Source organism: Leptospira johnsonii, from assembly GCF_003112675.1.
GTDB lineage: Bacteria > Spirochaetota > Leptospiria > Leptospirales > Leptospiraceae > Leptospira_B > Leptospira_B johnsonii.
The window spans coordinates 473,759-493,413 of sequence record NZ_BFAY01000005.1 but is presented as its reverse complement, the minus strand read 5'-3'; the positions used below and the strand labels follow the sequence as shown (position 1 = coordinate 493,413).

Genomic DNA, 19,655 nt, shown 5'->3' with positions numbered 1-19,655 from the left:
GAGAATCTGTAAATTCGTTTAGACTTACAGAAGGGAATAAGAAGTCTTTATTCCAGGATCCAGGATTTATTCGATTCTTTGGAATTTAAGGTTTGGACTTCTTCATTGATCCGGATCAGTCTTCCATTTCTAAAAAATAACTCTAAAACGCTGATCTTTAAGGAATCGGGGGTTGCCCCACATCCAAAACTATACTCTCCATTAAAAAAACGCAAAGCTCTTGGAGAGGATAGAAGAACGATAGAAGGTAGAGTATCCGAAAGGTCTTTTTTAAAATTGGAGAGTCCTTCTGCGATTGGGTTCAGATCTTCTTTTGGTTTTTCACTCGGATCTTGGGCGAGTAAAAAGTGGAATATCTGAGACTCGAAAGTTTTAGAGAATTGGGTCTTAAAGTCTCCGAGCCAGGAAGATGGATTTTTTTCCTCAGCTTGTACGGATTCCGGAGAAGGAGAATAAAATACGAAGTTCAGTCCAGCTTCTTCCTTTACTGTTAAAATTCCGGGAGGGATCACAGGTTGCTTTTTGGCGGAGAGTTTTGCTGCTTTCTTTTTGGATTTTTTCTTTGAAGAAACTTTCTTTTTAGTAACTGGTGCCTTCTCTTCTTGTTTAGAGGTAGTTTCCGTAGTTTGCTCTTCAGGTTTCTGAGTTTCTACTTTTGGTTTAGAATCATCCGGCTTTGGAGTCAGTTTCTCAGGCTGTTCTGGATTTGTCTTTGATTCTGAACTAGAAGGTTTCTTTTTGCGTTTTGTGACCTTCTTCTTTTTGCCTTTTTTGTCGGAAGGTTTTGCGGTTTCCTTTTTAGGAATCACAGAATGATGACCTGTGAATATGATCTCTGCGCCTAGATTTTTTTTCAGTCTTTCTATTTCGTCTGAAGTTTTAGGTAGATAAGGAGCGGAGACAAGTAGAATAGCCCCTCCTCCTTCTTGGATCTTTTGTTGTTTGTATCTTTTATACCAAAGGCCCAAGGTCCTTTCGAAATCAAACGGAGCTTCTTTCTCCGACTGCAGAGGACAGTAGACCACGAGTCCTATCGGAGAATCTTTTCTTTCCGATGAGTTAGACTGAGTTTGGAGAGAAGGTCCTAAAAGAACTAAAGCGGCTAAAACAATCAGCGCACCTAGTTTTTTGATCTCGAATTTTGGGATATAATCCATTTGGGTTAAGAGTATTGAAAAACTTCTTTTCTTAAATTTTGAAAGTACTTTTGGAAAAGTTTTTGTTCTTTTTCTCTGAATTCTAATGTTCTGGATCCGAATTTAGGGTCCATTTCAGAAAGTCGTGTATCCATTTCGGAAAGATGGGATTCTTCCTCTTTTATGATCCCTTTAACGGAGATCCCTATATCCTTTTGATCCAAAATTTGGTCGTAAACTTCGTAGACCAAACCTGCTCTTTCTTCTATTAATTTTGTGACATATAGATAGCAGAGAAATGATTTCGTATGTTTGGGAAAGTTTTCTGGTGCAAAAGATCTTTCTACAGAAAGATCTAATTTTTGAAAATAGGAAACCGCGGAGTATCCGCAGAGTAAAGAATCCTTTTCGAAATTTTGTGTGCCTTCCGGTTTTATTTTCAATGCTAATTTTTTAAAATAAGCGGCATGTCTTGCTTCTTCCGAAGCATGTCTTAAAACCATTTCGGAGAGTGACGGTCCGGATTGGCTGGTATGTATTTTACGAGAACCGATATGTTCCAAAAGAGAGAGAGTATTTAACCATTTAAAATGTAGTTCTGGAGAAGATACGATCTCAGTTAATAGAGAATCAATTTCCTCGGAAGAAATGTTTGGATTTGGCTTGGTATCCGTGTTTTGGATCATGAAAACTAAGATTTCTCCGGGAGGCCAAAAAATCATCCATTTTCGTTTTGGTTCTAAAAAATCTGCTTTCTAACTTATAGGTTTCTATGAGACTTCCTCTGATGGCTTCCAATACTCTTGCCGCTATAGGCAAATACGGTCGTTTTATAAAATTCTCCCATACTTTATTCGCTCTTCCATTTGCAGGTATCGCATTTGTTCTCGCGATCTTACAAGAACCAAGTCTTTCTCTTCTTGTCATGGGCCAAAAATTGTTTTGGATCTTGGTTTGTATGGTAGGTGCAAGAAGTGCCGCTATGGGATTTAATAGATGGGCAGATCGTAAGATTGACGCTAAAAACCCAAGGACCGCAAATAGAGAGATCCCAAGCGGTCAGATCTCCGATTTTATGGCGGTGGTTTTTATCGTTGGGTCTTCTCTTGTTTTTTTTATTGGGAGTTGGTTTTTAAATCCTCTTTCCTTTTATCTTTCCTTCCCTACTCTATTTCTTCTATTAACTTATTCTTATACGAAACGTTTTACGTTTTTATGCCATTTTTATCTAGGGCTAACGATCGGGCTTGCGCCTTTGGCTACTTGGATCGCGATTCGCGAAGAATTTTCCTGGATCGCAGGATTTTGGACCTTAGGACTTGCTTTCAATTTGGCAGGATTTGATATTCTATACGCTTTACAAGATAGAGAATTCGATAAAAAAGAAGGACTACATTCCGTCCCTGTTAGTTTCGGAGAGAAGAACTCGTTTATAATATCAAGAACTTCTCATATTCTTTCCGTTTCTTTCTTAGCGACTGCGGGCTGGTATGCAGGTTTTCAAGGAGCTTTCTGGGCTTTCTTGGTATTTGTAGCATACTTACTGTTTAAAGAGCAAAAAATCGCCTCCGAAAACAAGGACGGAAATTTTCCGCCTAGTTTCTATCAGATCCATTCTTGGATCTCTCTTGTGATCTTTTTGGGAATTCTTGCAGAAACAGGTCCAAGACTCGTTTCCCTATTTTCCAGGTTTTAGAGATGAGTGAAGAAAAACCATTAAGACTGGTACTTGCGATGGCTGGGGCAAGTGGCTCCATATATGCTGCCAGATTTTTGAGAGCTCTTATGGAAATTCCTGGGGAGACCTGGTTTGTTCCCAGTCCAGCTTCTATCCGAGTTTTTAGAGAAGAATATGAGGCGAATGTACAAACCGGAGAGGATGTCCTGGAATTTGTACGTAAAAAATGGAATCCTAAACAAACCAATCGTTTTCATTTCAGGAAATTCGAAGATATAGGAGCAGATATAGCCTCTGGTTCTAATATTTGGGATGGAATGGTCGTGCTTCCTTGCTCTATGAAGACTGTTGCTGCGATTAGGACCGGGATCACTGAAAATTTGATTGAAAGAGCGGCTGACGTTTCCTTAAAAGAAAGAAGAAAACTCATCTTGGTGCCGAGAGAAACTCCTTTTAATAGAATTCATTTGGAGAATATGTTGGCTCTTCATGATGCAGGTGCAATCATCGCTCCCGCTTCTCCCGGTTTTTATCAAATGCCCCAGAGCCTGGATGACCTGGGAGATTTTATGGCAACTCGGATTTTTAGATTACTCGGAAGAGAGATAGATCTTTATCCTCGTTGGAATCCTTAGATAAAGGGTTTAAAGAAAGGCACGTAACAAATAAGTGAAAGTTTCGGGACCCGATAGATCCCGAAATTATTAAGAACTAACTGATTCAATTGCTTGGATCTTTTTATTCAGATCGGAAGCATCTTCGTATCTTTCGTAAGAGATTGCATTGAATTTTTGCAGATACAACCCAACTAATTCTTCTCCGGTTTGGCCTGGAACTTCCAAGGCTTTACGGAAATTATGAAGATCGAACTCAGGATGTTTTCCGGAAAAAGTTTCTACCAATCTTTCCATATGTAGAAGAGAGGCTTCTCTAGCGATCCCACTAGAGCGTCTTACTTTTAAAGAAAGATTTGCTAAGGCGTCCAGATAATCTCTAACACCTTCAGGTTCTTTTTCCTGAACCGGGAAATTACTTCCTTCTCTGTTCTTACATAGTTCTACGTATCGAATGACAACATTTTCGAAATGATCCATTCTTTCTTTAATATAAGAATTGGAATCTTCTTGGCCCGCTGGCATTTCGAAATCTTTGATCTTTACCACATCATACTTATCGTAATGATCTGTGATGATCCTTTTTAAGTCATCATAACTGTCCAAGGAGACGGGAGGAAATGTTACAACTGGGAAATTTTCTCCTATTCTGAGAAAACTAACCACTACGTTGGAAGCGATAATTTTGCCGCCCGGAAAAAGCGGGTTTTCTCCAACAACGTTGCAATATACTATGAGGTTTCCGGATGGATTCTTCTCTGTGCCTTTTTCGAACTTCACGGTTTGCCTCCCTCTGTACTAACTGACTGACCCCAGACTATTATTCCCACTTTTTTATCTCTTCGGCCAGGTTTTGGAGTATGTTTTTGTAGGATTTTGCGATAATTCCGTCAGGTTCTTGAAAAACCAGGGGTTTTCCTGCTTCTCCTGCGTTCATCACATCCATAGTAAGTGGGACCCCTCCCAGGAATTTTGTATCGGCAGAATCAGCTAATTTTTGACCTCCGCCTTGAGAAAAAATTGCGGAAGAGTGTCCACAATTTGGACACACAAATTCACTCATATTCTCAACAACACCTAGTATCGGTACTTTGACTTGTTGGAACATGGATGCGGCTCTATTTGCATCCAAAAGTGCTACAGTTTGTGGTGTGGTTACCAAAATTGCACCGTCTAAATCTATGAGCTGAGCAAGAGACAATTGTACGTCTCCTGTTCCTGGCGGAAGATCTATAAATAAAAAGTCTAGTTCTCCCCAGACGATATCATACAAAAATTGTTCTACCGCCTTTCCTAACATTGGACCTCGCCATACTACCGGTTGTTTCTCTTCTATTAAAAAAGAGAAAGAGATGATCTTCAGTCCGTCTTTTTCTAATGGATAAATTTTATCTTCTTCTGCTTTGAGTGCGACCTTGCCGTTGACTCCGAACATTTTTCCGATAGAAGGTCCGTAAATATCGGCATCCATCACGCCCACTTTGTATCCCATTGCAGCTGCAGCAGCGGCTAGGTTTACTGTGACTGTAGATTTTCCGACTCCACCTTTTCCGGAACCGATCGCGATTACTTTTTTGACTCCAAGTATTTTATTGGAATCATCCAAGGTCATTTTAGGATCTACTTCGAACTTGATCTTTACTTTTCCGACTCCTTCTTTTTTAGAAAGTGTCTGGCGGATCTGCGCTTCTAGTCCGATTTGTATCCTTCTGTCCTGGCTAGGAGTTTTGACTAGGATATTTGTTTCTTCTTCTCCGATTTCTAGAGAACCGATCATTCCGAGAGAGACGATGTCTTTTTTTAGCTCAGGATGTTTGATTTTGGTGAGTTCTCTCTGGATATCGATTGGTTGGATTTTACCGGCCATTTGTTTCCTTTTCTTCGTATGAGATCGTTTGCGTTTCTGTAAATTCCCCTTCTTTATTAGAGAATGAGAATCTTTTAATATTAAATTGCGTTTCGTTCCATTCTAATAAATGGAAACCGCTTTGGTGCCTTTGGTCTGAAATTCTAGTGCTGGATGCAGAATTGATCACGTAATACGGTTTTTGGGGACCAGGATACTTTACCCAGTTCGTATGTACATGACCGTGTAAATAGGCTAAAGGTGGCCTTTTTTTCAGAAGTTCCGCTATCTCTTCCCTATTTTTCATTTTATGACCGGAGCTTTCCTGGCGTTCCGGAGGATTCCATATAGGATGATGGCAGATTAAAATATAATGATCCAGTTTTTCTTTTTCCAGATATTCTAATGTAGAATGTACTATCTCTTCTCCAACATAGCCGTACGCGTTCAATACGGAGAGTGGCATATTAGAGTCCCAGCCGACGAGCGCGAGTTTTCCTATTTTTTTGATCCTAAGATATCCGTTTTGCAAAGGAACACTCTCCCCCATCCATGGAGAGAAAAATTTTTCGTAATAAGGTAGATCCGTTCCTTTTTTCCCGGCAGCAATATTAGTATAACGATCATGATTTCCCGGGACCATGAATGTTTTGTCCCCGAGCACAGGCTTTAAGATCTTTAAGGCCTCTTCGTATTCTTTTAAATGAGAAATGTTCGTGATATCTCCGGAGATAATGATCGAATCCGGATCTAAAGACTGTATTTTTCTAACGATGGCATCCCAAAGAGAAATCGGATATTTTCTCATACGCCGAAAGGTATAGTTCATATATCCCGGGATCATCTTTCCTTTCAAAGTCATGAAAGGAAGTACTACGGGAAAATGCAGGTCCGATAAATGGACCAATTTCACTCGGAAACTTTCCTCCGGATCATTCCCAAAATTTCTCCTTTTTTGATGATGGAACCTTTTTCTCTGTCGATTCTCGCAAGTATTCCGTTAATTGGAGATTCCATCGGAAAGGAAGCCTTGTCTGTGACTAGTTCGCAGACTTCTGCTCCTACATTGATTTGATCTCCCAACCGAAAATTCCATCGAACTAGTTCGATTTTGTCGGTGTCTCCCAAATCGGGAGTGATTAGTTCGAAATCTTCGGTTTTTGATCCCATCTTTCTAAAACCAGCTTGCCGTATAGAGTCCACAAGCCAACGTGTACTAAATTTTCTAAGTTCCCTCCTATGGCAAACCAGAAATCTGTCCTCAAAGGGGCTCAAATCCTCCAAAATATAGAAGAACTCAAACAGAGACGATTCTTCCATTTAGAACTGAAAGGTCTAACTAAACCTACTAGGGATATTCTTTCCGAACTCGTAAACGGTCTCTTAGAAGAGATCGGTGCCAACCCTCTCGCTGCATTTCATCTTTTCAGCGGGCTGATGGAGGCATTATTAAACGCGATCAAAGGTAATATCCGTCATATTATTTTCAGAGACGAGCTTCTCAGAAAAATAGAAAGACTTGGTGAAACCCAAGAAGAAGCGGAAGAGCTGCTTGAGATCATCATGGACACTTCTCCTCTTCGTGATGCGATGCAGAGATATGTGGTTCCGGATAAGATCAAAAGACAGGTCCAGAACATTCTTCAATTGGAAGATAGGATCCGCGCAAAAAAGCAGATCTTAAAAGACGAAGAGAAAGAATTCCTCACAGATATCCGTTATAAACTTAAGAAAAACAGAATGAGAATTTCTGTTAAGATCAGGATCACCAAAGACGAACTGAATTTCAGGATCCGTAACGATTCTCCGATCCATAATATGGATTTTGGAAGGATAGAAGAGTCCCGTATTCGCCATAAGGAATTGTTCGACCAAGGGAATTCTGCTGATTTCTTCCGTCCTGAGTTCTTGGACGAAAAAGAAAGTGCAGGTTTCGGGATCGCGATGATAGACGAAGGTTATTATACTATGGGCCTGAATCCACTAGATCTGTTAACCATTACTTCCGGTTCCAGAACTACTACTGTATATATGAGATATCCATTAGAAGCGCTTCGCGAAATGGCCTTTTAAAGAATATAACGGCTTAAGTCTTTATCTTCTATAATTCCCTTTAACTTGGACTCGACTGCTTCTTTATTGATAGTTAACTTTCTTTGGTCTTCCGGTAGATCCGGGCCTTCGAAGCTTAAGTCTTCTAAGAGTTTCTCCATGATCGTGTTCAATCTGCGAGCGCCTATGTTTTCATGTTTTTCGTTCATGTCATAGGCGATCTTCGCGATCTCCTTGATCCCGTCCGAGGCGAATTCTATTTTGATCCCATCTGTTTCGAGTAATGCTTGGTACTGTTTTACTAAAGAAGATCTGGGAGCGGTTAAAATCTTTTCGAAATCATCCATTGATAATTTTTCTAGCTCCACTCGGATCGGAAAACGTCCCTGCAATTCAGGAATTAGATCCGAAGGTTTGGACATATGGAATGCGCCAGCTGCGATAAACAGAATATGATCTGTTACGATCGGGCCGATCTTTGTGTTTACAGTAGCGCCTTCAACGATCGGGAGTAAGTCTCTTTGTACACCTTCTCTGGAGACGTCTGCGCCTGCTCTTCCTTCTCTACTTGCGATCTTGTCTATCTCGTCTAAGAATACGATGCCCATTTCTTCGACTCGTTTTTGGGCTTCCCTTTGTACTTTGTCAGGATCTAAAAGTTTTTCCGCCTCTGCTTCTTCTAAAACTTTGAGAGCTTCAGGGATGGGTAATTTTCTTTTTTTCTGCTTTTTAGGCATTAGATCGCCCAAAACATTCTGGATATGACTGTCCAGATCTTCCATATTCCCGGCTCCGAATACTTGAAGCATTGGAAGTCCCTGCGGTCCTGCTTGCGGAATATCTATTTCAATGATCTGTTCGTTTAGTTTCCCGGACTTGAGCTTCTTTCTCATAGTCTCTCTGGTTTCCAAAAATCTTTTCTCTCTTTCTTCGTCCGCTTCCGCTGTGGAAAAACCGATAGAAGGCGGATGAGGATCTGCAATGGAAGTTTTAGCAGGAAATGGAAGTAGGATATCCAACAGAGCTTCTTCAGCTCTTTCCTTTGCTTTTGCTTCTACTTCTTTTCTGAATTCTTGTTTGACTAGGTTCAAGGAAACCATTGCCAGATCTCGGATAATACTTTCTACGTCTCGGCCTACATAACCTACTTCCGTAAATTTTGTACTTTCTACTTTTAAAAAAGGTGCGCCGCAGAGTTTGGAAAGTCTTCTGGCGATTTCCGTTTTTCCCACTCCTGTGGGGCCGATCATGATAATATTCTTAGGATAAATTTCTTCTCTTAGTTCCGGATCTAATTTTCTGCGTCTAGTCCGATTACGAAGAGCAATTGCGACAGCTTTTTTGGCGTTTTTTTGTCCAATAATATGTTCGTCAAGTTTGGAGACGATCTGTCTGGGAGTGAGTTCGTCATCCCCTAATTTGGTTTCGTTTGTTTGGGAAAGGAATTCGCTCATTGTCCGATTTCCTCTACAACTATATTATGATTTGTGTATATACAAATATCTGCGGCTATGTTCATGGCTTCTTTTACGATCTGAGAAGGTTCCAAATTCGTATGATTATAGAGTGCTCTTGCAGCGGATAGTGCGAAATTTCCGCCGGAGCCTATCGCTAAAATTCCATCATCAGGTGAGATCACATCTCCAGTTCCGGAAACTAAAAAGGATTCGTCCTTATCCGCTACAATAAGCATTGCTTCCAGTCTTCGAAGTGCTCTGTCGGATCTCCATTCTCTTGCAAGTTCGACTGCGGATCTGGAAAGACTTCCTCCGAATTCCTGCACTTTTTTTTCGAATAATTCGAATAAGGTGAATGCGTCCGCTGCGGAACCTGCAAAGCCCGAGACAATTTTGTCGGAGTAAAGTTTACGTACTTTTCTTGCGGTATTTTTCATGACGGTGTTCCCAAAAGAAACCTGTCCGTCGCCTGCGATCGCTACTTTTCCGCCTTTGCGAACGCAGAGTATCGTGGTTGCATGTATTTTATTTGGATTTATCGAGTCTTGCATGTGGGTGAGCCTTTCGGTAGACCTCTTTGATCTTTTCCTTACTCACGCTCAGGTAAACCTGGGTGGTGGATAGAGAGGAATGCCCCAAAAGCTCTTGGACTGCACGGATATCCGCGCCGGCATCGAGTAAGTCCGTTGCGAACGTATGACGGAATTTATGGGGGGTAATGGGTTTGTCCCATCCCATTCGTTTCCTTCTCTCGTTCAAAATATAACGAACCCCTCTGGTCGTCAGTTTATTTCCCTTTTGGTTCAGAAAAATTTCATCGGATCTGGGACGGAATCTAGGACGCACATCCAAGTATTCATTTAAACTTTGGATGGCTTCTTTTCCTAAATATACGTATCTTTCCTTTCTTCTTTTACCCATTACTTTTAAGATAGAATGATCTGCAGACAATTGTACTAGGGTCGCGTCTACTAACTCGAAGACCCTGAGACCAGAAGAATATAATACTTCTAAGATCGCTTTATCTCTAATGTTTAAAATTTCGGATGCGTTCTCGTTTTCGTATTCGTAATCTAAAATACTTTCTGTTTCTTCAATTCGGAAGTTTTTAGGGACTTGTTTTCTGGTTTTAGGAAAGTTAACGGAAAGGATCGGGTTTCCAGGAACCAAATTATCTTTTAATAATACTTTGTAGAATGTCCTAAGGCTGGAGAGTTTTCGGCTCTGGGTCCTTCTATCCAAACCTTGGTTTTTGGAAAGGAATGCGAAGTAAGAACGAACATCCACAGATTCTAATTGGTAAATTTCTATCTGTTCTTGTAGGCAGAATTCAAAGAATGATTTCAGATCGAGTAGATAAGCGTTGAGAGTGTTTTGTGAATAATTTTTTTCCACTCTCAGATATTCATAAAAACGGGAAGCGGCAGAATTCAGGATTTCGGAAGGAAATTTGGGAAGTTTGACCGCGTATTCGCTCACAGGTTTCTCCGGATAAAAATCCCCGGAGAGTTTACCTGTCCGGGATAGTTTATTTATCGGAGGCTTTCGAAAAAATGATCTGTCTTTCCCGGACCCAATCTTGGATTTTTTGTTTTGCCTGGTCGAATAATTCGGGCAATTTGCTCATTTCTTCCTGGTTAAAATTGGATAGAACATGTCCTGCTGTGAGTGCGCTATCTCCCGGTTTTCCTACTCCAAATCTGAGACGGAAAAAATCGGGCGTGCCTAGTTTTTCAGAGATATCCTTGATCCCGTTATGACCGCCGTTTCCACCACTTTGTTTGAATTTGAGTTTGGAGAATGGAAAGTCCACTTCGTCATGAATGACTAAAATGTTTTCGGGAGGGATCCCATTTTTACGCGAGAGTTCCGAGACCGCTCTTCCAGAAAGATTCATGTATTCGAGTGGTTTCAGAAAATAGTAGGAAACTCCGTCTTTATCTATTTTCCCTTTTTCTTCTTTTGAAGAATGGTTTAAATCCACTCCCCAGTCTTTGGCAAGATTGTCCAAGACCAGAAAGCCAATATTATGCCGGTTTTTTTCGTATTTTTGGCCAGGATTGCCCAGACCTACGATCATCAGTTTTAAGTTTGCCATGTAGGAAGAATTAAGTTCAGCATTTTTTCGGTAGCTAATACTGCAGCTACTGTTTGGTCGCAATGGATCCCCATGGTCTTGAAATTTTCTTCTTCATGATTTTCCTGAGCCTTGTTCCAGGTAATCATTGTTTCCACGAGTGCATCCGTCTTTCCGCCGGGAGGAATACGAACCTCATAGTCGACTAGTCTTGGGATAGAAAGACCTGCTTTGGAAGCGATGCTAGTCAGTGCGGACATGAATGCGTCGTAACCTCCGTCTCCTTCTCCTTCCTCCGAATATTTTTTACCATGAAGTTCTAATTCTACGATTGCTTTTGGGCGAATTCCAATTCCTGAGTTGATCTTACATCCTAGGATCTTGATCGCCTGGACGCTGGAATTTCCGGAAACGTCTGCGATGATAAATGGAAGATCTTCCGGCGTGATATTTTTGTTTTGGTCCCCAAGCTCGATTACTTTTTCCAAAACCTTTTTTTCGACCTCCGGAGAAAGTACAAGTCCAAGTTGTTTTAGGTTTTCGGAGATACTCGCTTTTCCTGCGAGTTTGCCTAAGGCGTAACTTCTCTTTCTACCGAAACGTTCGGGCAGGATCGGATTTGCGTATAAATTCCCTTTTTTGTCTCCGTCTGCGTGTACTCCAGCGGTTTGGGTGAATACATCTTCTCCAACTACTGGACGATTGGCAGAGATCCTTTTCCCACTGAAAACTTCTACCAGTCGGCTTGCTTCTGAAATTGATTTTTCGTCCACATCGGTGAGAACACCTGCTTTATCATGTAATGCAGTGATCACTGCTTCTAAAGGAGAATTTCCGGCTCTTTCTCCTAAGCCGTTTACACTAACATGTACACCTTTTACTCCTGCCTTAACTGCAAATAAACAGTTTGCTACGGAAAGATCGTAATCGTTATGCCCGTGAAATTCGAAATGCAGATCCGGATGTTTTTGGGTGAGAAGAGAAATCCCTGAAAATGTTTCGTCAGGAGAAAGAACTCCCAATGTGTCCGGGAGAAAAATTTTGCCTAACGGTTCTTTGGAAAGATGTGATACAAAATCCAAAACGTAGTCTTTGCTATTTAGATATCCGTTGGACCAGTCTTCCAGATAAACATTCACTTCCAGGCCATTCTTCTTAGCATAGTGAATTGTTTCGGATACTTCTTCGAAATGTTCTTTTGGAGTTTTTTTAAGCTGTCCCTCTAGATGTTTAAGAGAACCTTTTGTGAGTAGATTTAAGGTTTTTGCACCGGAAGCCAGGATCCAATCCACACTTTTGTGAGAATCTACGAATCCCAGGATTTCGATCCGTTTTTCCAAACCTTCGGAAGCGGCCCAAGACATGATGCCTCTGACACTTTCCAATTCTCCCTGAGAGACCCGAGCGGATGCGATCTCCACTCTATCTACTTTCAGATTTTGTAATAAAAATTTTGCGATATTTAATTTTTCGGAAGCGGAGAAACTTACACCTCTGGTCTGCTCTCCATCTCTGAGAGTTACGTCCAGGATTTGGATTTTAGGTCTTGTAGTTCCCATTATTTTAAGTACTTTTTTAGATCTTCAGAGGATGGGCCCATGATCTCCACAAGTGTGGAACCCGGATTATTTCCGTGATGAAGACCCCCGTCTTCTAAAATTTTTAGAAAGGAATGTTCTCGGATATAATCCTCGGTCATTTTTTTCAAAACTCCCTCGCCTATCCCGTGCACCACTTCTACCAGGGTGTCTCCCTTCATGAATGCAGCTTGGATTTCCCGGTCTAAGAGCCGATATGCCTCTTCATATCTCATTTTACGGATATAAATCGACTTGGGACCTTTCCGGTTTTGATCCGAATGTTTCCCTCTCGCCATCCTGAGACCATCCTAGGCGGACCTTTTCTCTCGAAAACAAAGAAATTGGATTTTTGCTTTCCCTTTAGAACCCCCATGGTAGAGTTTTCCTTTCCCGAAATGTTAAAAAGGAATCCTGCAAGATTGTGACGGAAGAAACTGAACGCAAAATTTCCAAGAATACGGAAAAACGTAGGGCCGCAATTTGCGGAGGAACTCTCGGAAGAGAAAACCGTTACTATATCCGAGGCCAAGTAGTGGATATTTCCGTCAGCGAAGAAATGACGGATCCTAAAAAATGGGACCTTCTCACAGGGCTTTTCCAAGGACAAGAGAAAGAGATCACTCCATTTTTAGACTACGGACTCGAGTCAGTGCGTAAGCCTATCCTTGTAGCGGAAATTGTGGATGGGTCCGGTAAAGTTTTACATCGTTCTCCTGAGATCAGAGGGGACGAAAGTGGATTTTTTTTCCATGAGTTTACCTTTCCTTTGGCTCCCGGAAATTATGTATTTCATATTCATTTTCTAAAACCGGATTCTTACAGACAGTTCGGAAAAGACCTGGCCTATTTAAACACTCCCGGTAAACACGAGTTAGTTTCCCAAAGCTTGATCGGAATGGGAGCCTTACGCATTTTAGCGGAAGAATATACAGGGATCGTAACTACTTCCGATATCGACCAGACTTACCTGGCCACGGATATACATTCAAATAAGGGAAAAATTTCTACATTATTCGAAACACCTGAACAGAAGTTACCTTTGCCTGGAATGCCTACCTTATTCAAAGAATTGAGAGAGGCTACGTCGGATTCTCCACTTTGTTTTATTTCTGCGAGTCCGCATTTTTTCAGAAGGACCCTACTTTCTACATTCAGGACCCAGGGCGTCAAAACGGAATCGCTGCACTTAAAGTATCTGGAAGGTACCTTGAAAGGAATGGTGGATAAGTTTTGGGACACTCTTTCTCATCCTACCAGATTTTTGACGGAAGGTCTTTGGGGTGCCCTGGAGAGGGTTCGTAAATTTGCCGGTTCTTCTTTTCAAAGTTTATTCGATCAATTAGCATACAAACTCACGATTCTTTTGAGAGATCGGATTTATTTGCCTACTAACTCCAAGGAGATCTTACTTGGGGACAATACAGAAAGCGATTATCTGATCTTCATTCTATACCAGTTCATTCTGACCGGCGCCTTACAAGGGAAAGAACTGGAAGATTATCTCTATAAATTGAACTTTTTAGGAAGAGATGCGATTACTAGAGATAATGCAAAACTCATCCGAGAACTTGCGGAAGAAAATCGCAGGATCCACGGAGATATCAATCCGGTACAGTTGGTGCTTATTAACAAAACGGAACTTGGCCCTCCTTCAGATGAAATGAAATGGAATGTGAGAAGTGCTCTTCCTACTGGCTTAGATCCTTGGAAGACGGAAGGAATTGCGCCTTACATTCCTACAGATGGAGCCTTGGGTTTTGCGCTTGTGATGGTAGAAAAAGAAATTTTAGATCTTTCTTCTGTTCTCAAAATTTCGGGAGATATGGCGGGACAATGGTTCGAAGGAAAAGTGATAGAACCGAATATTCTCTTGGAACTCGCAAAAAAATTAGAACTTCCTAAAGAAACCGAGCCTATTCATAAAAAATTTGTAAAAACGTTAAAAGAAGTTTTGGAAGCCTAGGCTTCCTTCTTTCTTTCAAAAAACTTTTTGTAGATTATAAATCCAAGAACTGCGGTCACGAAGAAGCCCGTAAAAATTTTGTTATACAGAGCTAAAAATTCCAGGACCTTTTCCCAGTGAGATCCTAAATAAAATCCACCATAGATCAGTATGCCACACCAGATACTGACCGCTAAAGTGAATACTGAGAAGAACAGCAAAGGTCTCATATCCACCATTCCCGCTACTATGGAAACGAAGAATCGTATCCCTGCGGAGAATCTGGAAAAGAGCACTACTACGACTCCATTCCTAGAAAACCAAGCCAAGGTTTTTTCTATGGCTTCTTCGTTGTACAGTTCCGATTTGAATGGGAAGTTTCTATTCTTCAGCCAATCTAATAGTTTATGGCCGAATGCATACATTACCCAGGCGCCTGCAAGATTTCCAACTAAGGTGCTTGAGACCAATTCCCAAAAACTTAAGGCGCCTCTTGCTAGTAAAAATCCTCCGAATGCAGTGACTGTATCACCCGGCCAAGGAGGAAAAACGTTTTCGGTAAAATTGGAAAAGGCGAAAAAAAACCAGACCAGAGCACTGGGCAGACCGGATACCCAATCCAATAGAGTTTGGATATAAAAATCGAATCCGGCGAATTGCATCTAGAAAAGGATTGTCAAGGGGGAAGCGTTAGATTCAACTAAATTTCGTGGAAGGCCGCAGTTTCTCGCAAGTCCTCGGTTTGGTTCTAGTATTTTTACTGATCGGGAATTTTTCTCTTTTTTCTCAAGAACCCAAATTACCCGATTTGATGAACCCTGACCCTGTAAAAACCAAAAAGGTCAAGGACAGACCTAAAATTTTCAGGCATAACCAACTCACCATAGTTGAAAAACCATATAAGGCACCTTCTTCCATTCCGAGCAATTTTGTTCCGGATGATTCTGAGGTATTGTTTTTTACCGAATTGAAAGCGGATCGTTTGCTGGATAATAAGGAAGCGGTTGTAGTTTTTAAAACTTCTCTTCCAAAAACCACGATGGAGAGATATTACGAATATTTGATCTCCAGTTTCGGTCATAAAATTTTACAGAGTCAAAAATCTGAGGAGAAAAGTCTGTATTTGGTGGACGTTCTTAGGCATAAGATACTCGCGATCACCATCCATTCCGAAGAAAAAGGAAGTATCGTAAAATTATTCCAGAAAACTGCGAACCGAGGATTTTGATGTCCCCCAAAGAAGGACAGGAAACCAACCGAAAACTTTTTAACCTGATCCTAGGCATATTCTGCATCGGGACGGGACTTTTATTATTCGTAGTTTTAAGGCCTTATTTCTATTCCGCACTTGTCGCTTTGATCTTATACTTAGCTACACGTAAACAATACAAACAATTGAGAAGATTGGTCGGCCCCAGATTCGAGCCAGTGGCCCCATGGATCATGATCGGTTCTGTTTGTATGATCGTAATTTTGCCTTCTTATTTTATGATCCGCACTCTGATCGAAGAATCTCTTTCCATTCTATTCAAGATCAGGATCTCTCTTTCGGAAGATAAGATCATAGATACGATCATGAGTTTGAATATTCTTACGGATCTATTTACGGATAATCCATTCTTTTGGGTAAAACTTCCTGAAATTTACGGGGACTTTGCTAAGAATTATATAGATATCCTAAACTTGGATAGCTTGTACGCAGTTTTGAGTAATGCTTCTTCTTTTATTCTAGGTTCTATCGATCTTCCAGCCGGGATTATCATGAATCTCTTCTTCTCACTTTTACTTTTGTTCTTTTTTTACCAAGACGGAAGAAAGATAGAAAGGTTCATTTTGGACAATCTCCCCTTCTCCACCGAGGTGGAAGAACAAGTTGGTAGAAAGGTTGCCGCCGCGGTTCAGACTGTATTTAAAGGAAATCTAATTGTTTCCATTATGCAGGGGGCTGCTGTTTATATTCTTCTTTTATTCGCAAAAATTTCCAACCCGTTCTTATACGCGAGTCTTGCTGCATTCTTCTCTTTGATCCCTGTGATTGGAACTTCAGTGGTTTGGTTGCCGATTGGACTTTATTTGATGTTCATCGAGAATAATATCATTGGCGCCAGTTTGTTTATGGTAATGGGTCTGACCTTGTATATCGTTTTAGAGAATGTAGTAAAACCGAAGATGTTGGATAAAAAGCTTAGGATCCATCCTCTGTTGATCTTCTTGTCTTTGATCGGAGGGATCCAAGAATTCGGGATCATGGGATTGGTTTTAGGACCAGTTGCAGTCACAATGGTTGTGATCCTTTGGGACTTCTGGAAATTGTACAGAAAAGACTTTTTCGCCAGTTAATTTTTGATGGAAGAAACAAAAACATATTCAGTTTCCGAGATCAATTCTATCGTTAAACAACTTCTGACCGGTCCGGATATTCTTCGAAATATCTGGATACAAGGAGAGATCTCCAATTATTCCAAGTCCCACCAGGGCCATATTTACTTTAATCTAAAAGATCCAAAGTCACTTATTGCCTGTACTTTTTTCTCCTATAGCAATGGAAGGTATAAGGGAAAACCTCTTGAAAACGGAATGGAGATAAAAGCATTCGGTGCGATCTCTGTTTATGAACCTAGGGGACAGTATAATTTAAACATTTCTAAAATAGAAGAGTTGGGACAAGGAGACCTTCTACTCCAAATAGAAGAATTAAAAAGAAAACTTGCTGCCCAAGGTGTATTCGATCCGGAGAGAAAACGTAAGCTACCTGCTTTCCCTTGGAGGATCGGAGTGGCCACTTCCCCTACAGGAGCGGCGATTGAAGATATTATCCGGATCTCTAAGCAAAGATTTCCTAATATAGATATTTTGATCTCTCCTTGTTTAGTACAGGGAGATGGAGCGCCTGAGTCTATTATTTCCGCAATCAAGCAATTGAATGATCCGAAATGGGATGTGGATCTGATCATTGCAGGCAGAGGTGGGGGAAGTACAGAAGACCTAATGGCCTTCAATGACGAAAAAGTGGTCCTTGCATTCGCAGAAAGTAGAGTTCCAATCATTTCCGCAGTGGGCCACCAGATAGATTCTGTTCTTTCAGATCTGGCAGCGGACCATTTTGCTCCTACTCCAACTGCTGCCGCAGAAATGGCGGTGCCCGAAATGGAACTTGTAGAATCGGGACTTATAGAATTTGAAGTCCGGCTCAAGACCGCTTTAAAAAACCAGGCGAGCAATTTGAAAGAAAGGCTTAGGATCCTTACGAATAAAAAAGCATTTTTAGATCCTAGATCCATGTTGAATGATCGAATTTTGCAACTCGACGAGATCAATTCCAGGATCCATCTATTGGGCAAAAACTATCTGATGAGTGCCCAGAATAAATTCAGTCCCGTATCGAATGGACTTATAACTTCTTTTAAATCCCAGTTGGAAAGAAAGAAGAAGGAGTTCCAACTTCTCTCTGGAAAACTGGAAGGATTTTCTCCTTTGGGAACCTTGAAAAGAGGATATTCTGTGGTCCGCAAGAAAGGAAAAAAAGTCGTTACATCTCCGGCTCAATTGGAGAAAGAAGAAGAACTAGAGGTCATATTAGCGGAAGGTAGGATTCGGGTTTCTTACCAAGGTGAAATACAATGAGTAAAAAGACAGAAATCAGTTTTGAACAGGCCTTAACCGAATTGGAACAGATCGCAGAAAACTTGGAAAGAGGCCAATTGACCTTAGAAGAGTCAATCAAATCCTATGAAAGAGGGATGGAACTTAAGATCCTTTGCCAATCCATTCTCGCAGAAGCGGAAGGAAAAATAGAATATCTTTCCAAATCAGGAAGCGGAGAAACTCAGAAAAAGACCGCAAGTCCTAAGTCGGAAACTTCTTCTAGAGCGGCAACTCCGCCTAACGACGATGACGAGTTGTTTTAAATAAATTAGAACTTATACAAGATCGAAAAAAAGGCGCCCATCCGGCGCCTTTTTTGTTAGAATTATAATCCTGCTTCTTTAGCCAGCGTATTATAAATATATCCGTTAGACGAGATAACGATCGGAAAGAAGGTCACATAGATCACAAAGAATATTAGGTAAGTTAAATATTGGCTGATCAGACCTGCAATATATCCAAGAATGAAAGTTCCAATTGCAATACTAAGTACTAATGCTACTGAGCCTAAGAATATAATCCATTTTTTACCATAGGTGATCTCATTACTCTTTTTGATCGCTTGGATCGGATCATATCCCTTATCGAATAATAGATAAGTTGCTTGGCCCCATGCTACTGCGATAACGAATGCAGGAATAACAAAGAAAAGTACTCCCGCATAAAACCCTAAAATCACAAAGCCAGTGGTAAGAAAGAATTCACCAATGTATTTCCTATTTTCTTTGTTAAAGATATCCGTAGGTGAAAAAGATTCTCCTCTTCCGATCTTGATCGGGATTAGAAAAAATAGTCCGATCGATGTTCCTACGTTCAAGTATGGTATCCATACTGTTACTAACCAAAGAATAAAAGCAACGAATAGGGGTACGAAGTTTTTTAACCCTAACTCAATGCTGTTTTTAATGATACCGACTATACTTAGTGGTTCGCTTGTTGACATCCGTTTTGCTCCTTAATGGACCTGGAAACGGAAAGATAAGGCCGGAGAAGCGATTGTCAATTATTTATTAAACTATGGTCGTGAATTCACTGCACTGATAACGTGATGGTTCCCGCATCCGTGACGGGGATGACCAAACAACGAGTGGAACCGCTTGCAGTACTTACTCCGGAATGGGATTCGGTCCCGATATTTTCACTTCTAACTTCTACCTGACTGAAATCCGTTGGGATGAGCACTGCATTCTCCGTACCGATCCAAAGGTCTGCTTCTCCGCTAGTAAAACTAACATTGAAGGTATTTGTTGCGCCGTTTCCTGTAAAAGAATAGAAATAATAATAATAGCTAGCACCGGAGAATGTGTTGGATCCTCCCGTAACGATAGATGGAACTGCTGAATCCGCACATCCACCGGTAGGCACGGGAGTAAAACTGGCTCCATAAGCAGAGTATAATAGGCTCGCTGCAGTATCGTCCGTGGAATCTGTGTCTCCGTTGGAGCAGGCTACAGTAAGTAAAAGGAATAAGGAAGGAATTAGGGTCTTTGGGTACAATAAAAGCCTCATAGAAAATAAGCTCTTTTTATCTTAGAACCTATTCTTCTCTTTTCGTTCCAAAGACCAAACTTTTTCTTTGGGGCTTGAGGATAGAAAAAGGCCCGCTGTGCAGCGGGCCTTAGCTTAAG

Annotated in this window: 23 protein-coding genes; 8 read left to right on the top strand and 15 right to left on the bottom strand. The window is 41.0% G+C overall.

The features are described from left to right. Window positions 1–47: 47 nt before the first annotated feature. Together LPTSP_RS03555 and LPTSP_RS03550 are read right to left on the bottom strand one after the other, a co-directional pair. Window positions 48–1,157, bottom strand: a complete 1,110-nt coding sequence (locus tag LPTSP_RS03555) for an LIC11612 family fibronectin-binding protein (RefSeq protein WP_108927447.1) — start codon at window positions 1,155–1,157, stop codon at window positions 48–50. Window positions 1,158–1,162: 5 nt separating this feature from the next. Next, complete coding sequence (locus tag LPTSP_RS03550) at window positions 1,163–1,822, bottom strand: hypothetical protein (RefSeq protein ID WP_108927482.1); 660 nt, start codon at window positions 1,820–1,822, stop codon at window positions 1,163–1,165. Between the two features lie 101 nt (window positions 1,823–1,923). Here LPTSP_RS03550 and LPTSP_RS03545 point away from each other — a divergent pair, with 101 nt between their 5' ends. Together LPTSP_RS03545 and LPTSP_RS03540 are read left to right on the top strand one after the other, a co-directional pair. Beyond that, window positions 1,924–2,832, top strand: coding sequence for a UbiA-like polyprenyltransferase (locus LPTSP_RS03545; protein WP_108927481.1), 909 nt, complete (start codon window positions 1,924–1,926; stop codon window positions 2,830–2,832). 2 nt (window positions 2,833–2,834) lie between these two features. After that, window positions 2,835–3,449, top strand: a complete 615-nt coding sequence (locus LPTSP_RS03540) for a UbiX family flavin prenyltransferase (RefSeq protein WP_108927446.1) — start codon at window positions 2,835–2,837, stop codon at window positions 3,447–3,449. 69 nt (window positions 3,450–3,518) lie between these two features. On the opposite strand, the gene LPTSP_RS03535 is transcribed toward LPTSP_RS03540, so the two are convergent. From LPTSP_RS03535 to LPTSP_RS03520, 4 genes are read right to left on the bottom strand one after another with little or no spacing between them, the layout of a single operon-like run. Continuing rightward, window positions 3,519–4,208 (bottom strand): hypothetical protein, encoded by a 690-nt coding sequence (locus tag LPTSP_RS03535; RefSeq protein ID WP_108927445.1) that lies wholly within the window; start codon window positions 4,206–4,208, stop codon window positions 3,519–3,521. Window positions 4,209–4,248: 40 nt separating this feature from the next. Then, complete coding sequence (locus tag LPTSP_RS03530; RefSeq protein WP_108927444.1) at window positions 4,249–5,295, bottom strand: Mrp/NBP35 family ATP-binding protein; 1,047 nt, start codon at window positions 5,293–5,295, stop codon at window positions 4,249–4,251. Further along, window positions 5,285–6,187, bottom strand: coding sequence for a metallophosphoesterase family protein (locus tag LPTSP_RS03525; protein WP_108927443.1), 903 nt, complete (start codon window positions 6,185–6,187; stop codon window positions 5,285–5,287). Before LPTSP_RS03525 ends, LPTSP_RS03530 begins: the two co-directional genes overlap by 11 nt. Continuing rightward, complete coding sequence (locus LPTSP_RS03520; protein WP_108927442.1) at window positions 6,184–6,444, bottom strand: lipoyl domain-containing protein; 261 nt, start codon at window positions 6,442–6,444, stop codon at window positions 6,184–6,186. Before LPTSP_RS03520 ends, LPTSP_RS03525 begins: the two co-directional genes overlap by 4 nt. Window positions 6,445–6,513: 69 nt before the next feature. Between LPTSP_RS03520 and LPTSP_RS03515 the strand changes: the two genes are divergently transcribed. After that, entirely contained in the window at window positions 6,514–7,347 is an 834-nt protein-coding gene (locus LPTSP_RS03515) for a hypothetical protein (RefSeq protein WP_108927441.1), read from the top strand. Here the strand turns inward: LPTSP_RS03515 and hslU are convergent. From hslU to LPTSP_RS03485, 6 genes are read right to left on the bottom strand one after another with little or no spacing between them, the layout of a single operon-like run. Further along, a complete protein-coding gene (hslU, locus tag LPTSP_RS03510) occupies window positions 7,344–8,780 on the bottom strand; it encodes an ATP-dependent protease ATPase subunit HslU (protein ID WP_108927440.1) in 1,437 nt (478 codons plus the stop codon). The two genes, LPTSP_RS03515 and hslU, sit on opposite strands and share 4 nt — an antisense overlap. Further along, window positions 8,777–9,334, bottom strand: coding sequence for an ATP-dependent protease subunit HslV (hslV, locus tag LPTSP_RS03505; RefSeq protein ID WP_439956978.1), 558 nt, complete (start codon window positions 9,332–9,334; stop codon window positions 8,777–8,779). The genes hslU and hslV overlap by 4 nt, the downstream gene beginning before the upstream one ends. Then, window positions 9,309–10,262 (bottom strand): tyrosine recombinase XerC, encoded by a 954-nt coding sequence (locus tag LPTSP_RS03500; RefSeq protein WP_108927439.1) that lies wholly within the window; start codon window positions 10,260–10,262, stop codon window positions 9,309–9,311. The genes hslV and LPTSP_RS03500 overlap by 26 nt, the downstream gene beginning before the upstream one ends. Before the next feature lie 49 nt (window positions 10,263–10,311). Further along, window positions 10,312–10,881 (bottom strand): aminoacyl-tRNA hydrolase, encoded by a 570-nt coding sequence (gene pth / locus LPTSP_RS03495; RefSeq protein WP_108927438.1) that lies wholly within the window; start codon window positions 10,879–10,881, stop codon window positions 10,312–10,314. Continuing rightward, window positions 10,869–12,419 carry a (R)-citramalate synthase CimA gene (gene cimA / locus LPTSP_RS03490; protein WP_108927437.1) on the bottom strand — a complete coding sequence of 517 codons (1,551 nt, stop codon included), beginning with the start codon at window positions 12,417–12,419 and terminating at the stop codon, window positions 10,869–10,871. Before cimA ends, pth begins: the two co-directional genes overlap by 13 nt. Continuing rightward, the gene (locus LPTSP_RS03485) at window positions 12,419–12,736 is read right to left on the bottom strand and encodes a Smr/MutS family protein (RefSeq protein WP_108927436.1); all 318 of its coding nucleotides are present in this window, start codon (window positions 12,734–12,736) and stop codon (window positions 12,419–12,421) included. Before LPTSP_RS03485 ends, cimA begins: the two co-directional genes overlap by 1 nt. A gap of 125 nt (window positions 12,737–12,861) precedes the next feature. Here LPTSP_RS03485 and LPTSP_RS03480 point away from each other — a divergent pair, with 125 nt between their 5' ends. After that, window positions 12,862–14,403 (top strand): phosphatase domain-containing protein, encoded by a 1,542-nt coding sequence (locus LPTSP_RS03480; protein WP_108927435.1) that lies wholly within the window; start codon window positions 12,862–12,864, stop codon window positions 14,401–14,403. On the opposite strand, the gene LPTSP_RS03475 is transcribed toward LPTSP_RS03480, so the two are convergent. Then, complete coding sequence (locus LPTSP_RS03475) at window positions 14,400–15,044, bottom strand: DedA family protein (protein ID WP_108927434.1); 645 nt, start codon at window positions 15,042–15,044, stop codon at window positions 14,400–14,402. The genes LPTSP_RS03480 and LPTSP_RS03475 overlap by 4 nt on opposite strands. Before the next feature lie 149 nt (window positions 15,045–15,193). Here LPTSP_RS03475 and LPTSP_RS03470 point away from each other — a divergent pair, with 149 nt between their 5' ends. The 4 genes from LPTSP_RS03470 to LPTSP_RS03455 are packed head-to-tail and all read left to right on the top strand — an operon-like array spanning window position 15,194 to window position 18,290. Further along, the gene (locus LPTSP_RS03470) at window positions 15,194–15,610 is read left to right on the top strand and encodes a hypothetical protein (protein ID WP_245915451.1); all 417 of its coding nucleotides are present in this window, start codon (window positions 15,194–15,196) and stop codon (window positions 15,608–15,610) included. Beyond that, the gene (locus tag LPTSP_RS03465; protein WP_108927432.1) at window positions 15,610–16,722 is read left to right on the top strand and encodes an AI-2E family transporter; all 1,113 of its coding nucleotides are present in this window, start codon (window positions 15,610–15,612) and stop codon (window positions 16,720–16,722) included. The genes LPTSP_RS03470 and LPTSP_RS03465 overlap by 1 nt, the downstream gene beginning before the upstream one ends. 6 nt (window positions 16,723–16,728) lie before the next feature. After that, window positions 16,729–18,006: an exodeoxyribonuclease VII large subunit gene (xseA, locus tag LPTSP_RS03460; RefSeq protein WP_108927431.1), complete on the top strand. Its 1,278-nt coding sequence runs from the start codon at window positions 16,729–16,731 to the stop codon at window positions 18,004–18,006. Continuing rightward, complete coding sequence (locus LPTSP_RS03455; RefSeq protein WP_108927430.1) at window positions 18,003–18,290, top strand: exodeoxyribonuclease VII small subunit; 288 nt, start codon at window positions 18,003–18,005, stop codon at window positions 18,288–18,290. Before xseA ends, LPTSP_RS03455 begins: the two co-directional genes overlap by 4 nt. 62 nt (window positions 18,291–18,352) lie before the next feature. On the opposite strand, the gene LPTSP_RS03450 is transcribed toward LPTSP_RS03455, so the two are convergent. Together LPTSP_RS03450 and LPTSP_RS03445 are read right to left on the bottom strand one after the other, a co-directional pair. Beyond that, on the bottom strand, window positions 18,353–18,970 hold the full coding sequence (locus LPTSP_RS03450; protein WP_135354746.1) for a hypothetical protein: 618 nt from the start codon (window positions 18,968–18,970) through the stop codon (window positions 18,353–18,355). An 86-nt stretch (window positions 18,971–19,056) separates the two neighbouring features. Further along, a complete protein-coding gene (locus LPTSP_RS03445; protein WP_108927428.1) occupies window positions 19,057–19,536 on the bottom strand; it encodes a hypothetical protein in 480 nt (159 codons plus the stop codon). Window positions 19,537–19,655: the final 119 nt, after the last annotated feature.